This window comes from Methanobrevibacter filiformis (assembly GCF_001639265.1).
GTDB lineage: Archaea > Methanobacteriota > Methanobacteria > Methanobacteriales > Methanobacteriaceae > Methanacia > Methanacia filiformis.
The window spans coordinates 1-3,271 of the sequence record NZ_LWMT01000101.1; the positions used below are offsets into that span (position 1 = coordinate 1).

A 3,271-nucleotide genomic window follows, 5' to 3' on the forward strand; every position below is an offset into this window, starting at 1 on the left:
TATATATATATATATATTAATATTCATATTTACTGAATAGTTTATATTATAATGAATAGTTAAATATATATATTACATATATCAATATATAATAATAGTATTAATTATTATGAATATATAATTAGGAAATATTAAATCACTATATATAATGCATATATAGTTAATTCTCTTAATATTGCTTAATATTGTTATATATGGTATAATTTTCCGTAATTTCATATTTTATTATTTAAATATTCTTGATTTTAAAATTATAAAAGAATAATGAGTATTTTGGATGTATTAAAAGATTAATAAATGGATAATGGTAATAAAGGGTGTTTTTTTATGAAGTTTAATAATGGTTTGATTTCAGGAGTATCATTGTATTTTTTAACTATTGTATTATCTATTATGTTTTTAGTTTCTGGTGTTAGTGCTGCGGATTATACTTTAAATCCTGGTGATGCTGGAGGAATTAATAGTGCAATAGCTACAATAAATATTAATGGTCAGTCAAATGATACTTTGACTTTAAATGAAGGGATTTATAATAAAGATAGTGATATAAGGAATAATTTTTCTTTTACTAATAAAAATTTACTTATTCAAGGAAATAATGTTGCTACTATTGATGCTAGAGGTTCAGGCAATATTTTTGCGGGTTATGATACTAATAATAATATTACTTTTAAAAACCTGGTTTTTATTAATGCTTATTATACTAATAATGGTGGTGCTATTTTCAGTTCTGCTAATTTAACTATTATTAACTGTAGTTTTATTAATAATTCTAATTTTGGTAGTTATGGTAGTGCTATTTTTAATAGTGGTCCTAATTTTAGTGTGAGTAATTCTACTTTTACTAGTAATAATGCTAGTAATGGTGGTGCTATTTTTAATAGTGGTCCTAATTTTAGTGTGAGTAATTCTACTTTTACTAGTAATAATGCTAGTAATGATGATGGTGGTGCTATTTTTAATAGTGGTCCTAATTTTAGTGTGAGTAATTCTACTTTCACTGGTAATACTGCTCGTATTCGTGGTGGTGCTATTTTTAATAGTGGTGGTAATTCAACAGTAAAAAATTCTATTTTTGAAAATAATTATATTAATTCTTATGCTGCTGTTAATTATGGTGGTGGTGCTATTTATAATCAGAATAGTGCTAATTTATCTGTGAGTAATAGTATTTTTAATAATAACAGTGCTACTACTAGTTATGGTGGTGTTATTTATAATTATTATGGTAATAATTTATCTGTGAGTAATTCTAGTTTTGTTGGTAATACTGCTAGTTATGGTGGTGTTATTTATAATTATTATGGTAATAATTTATCTGTGAGTAATTCTAGTTTTGTTGGTAATACTGCTAGTTATGGTGGTGTTATTTATAATTATTATGGTAATAATTCGACTGTGAGTAATTCTAGTTTTGTTGGTAATAATGCTAGTTATGGTGGTGTTATTTATAATCAGAATAGTACTAATTTATCTGTGAGTAATTCTAGTTTTGTTGGTAATACTGCTAGTTATGGTGGTGTTATTCATAATTATTATAGTAATAATTCAATTGTGAGTAATTCTAGTTTTGTTGGTAATAATGCTAGTATTTATGGTGGTGTTTTTTATAATTATTATGGTAATAATTCGACTGTGAGTGGTTCTAGTTTTGTTGGTAATAATGCTAGTATTTATGGTGGTGTTTTTTATAATTATTATGGTAATAATTCGACTGTGAGTGGTTCTAGTTTTGTTGGTAATAATGCTAGTTATGGTGGTGTTATTTATAATTATTATGGTAATAATTCGACTGTGAGTGGTTCTAGTTTTGTTGGTAATAATGCTAGTATTTATGGTGGTGTTATTTATAATAATGGTAATAATTTTAGTGTGAATAATTCTAGTTTCACTGGTAATAATGCATCTTATCATGGTGGTGTTATTTATAATAATGGTAATAATTTTAATTTGAGTGGTTCTAGTTTTGGTAATAATAGTGCTGGTTCTTATGGTGGTGCTATTATGAATACTGCTGTTAATTTTAGTGTGAGTAATTCTAATTTCACAAATAATAGTGCTCATTATGCTGGTGCTGTTTATAATTCAGCTAATAATTTTAGTGTGAGTTTATCTAATTTCACTGGTAATAATGGTGAAAGTGGTGGTGTTATTCATAATTATGGTTACAATGCAAGTATTAATCAATCTAATTTTGAGGATAATTATGCATTAGATGCTGTGATTGTTAGTTGGGGAGATAATGTTAAAATTAATTATAATCGGTTTTTCAATCCATCAGAAGGTCTTATGAACTATTATGGTAACAATAATAATTTTGATTATAATTGGTGGGGTGAGAATAATGTTCCATCTACTGTTGTTGCAAATAATTACTTCATTGCCAGTGCTAGTGTTAATGGAAGTAGTATTAAGTATACTTTTACTCTTAATAATTCTGATTCTTATGATGTAAGTTTATTACCAGTTTTCAATGGCTATGAATATGTCAATGATGTTTTAAATAGTGAATTTAATCCTAAAGTTAATAATAGTTTCTCTTCTTCTGGTAATGTTACTTTATTAGTTGATTATTGGCTTTTCACTACTAAAAATTTGCTTGATATTGTTTATGTTAATCAAACTGGGGGAAGTGATCTGAATACTGGTTATGATTGGGCTAATTCTGTTGCAACATTAAAACAAGCATTAAGCATTCTCAAAGAAGGCGGTAAAATCATCATCGCACCTACTGGTCACTACACTGGAATTAACAACACTAATCTAACTATTAATAAAAATTTATCAATCGAAGGCTATGGTAATGTTATCCTTGATGGTGAAAAGATCAATCACCTTTTTGATATTTCAAATGTAGTTGTGAACTTCACTAATCTTAGTTTTATTAATTTTAACAACAGTTATGGTGGTGCAATATACAGTACAGGACAATTAACTTTCACTAATTCTAGTTTTATTAATAACACAGCTATCTCTGGAGGAGCATTAAGAACCAATCTAAATAACACCTTCAACAATGTAAGCTTCATTAACAACAGTGCAGTAAACACTGGCGGAGCTATTTACAGCTTCAACACCGTCCTCATCAATGGATCCACATTTAACAACAACCATGCAAATGAAGCTGGAGCTATTTACTTAAACAATTATTATGATAATAATACAGTATTATATGTCCAGAATTCCACTTTTAACAATAATTATGCTAATTATACTGCTGCAATTTTTACTAATGGATTTAATTTAACTGTTATTAATTCTAATTTCCTGA

Annotated in this window: 1 protein-coding gene; it reads left to right on the plus strand. The window is 26.8% G+C overall.

Annotation, left to right across the window (positions count from 1 at the left end; genetic code table 11):
• Window positions 1-327: 327 nt before the first annotated feature.
• Window positions 328-3,271 (plus strand): beta strand repeat-containing protein (locus MBFIL_RS03605; RefSeq protein ID WP_369324005.1); only part of this gene is annotated, 2,944 nt, incomplete at its 3' end.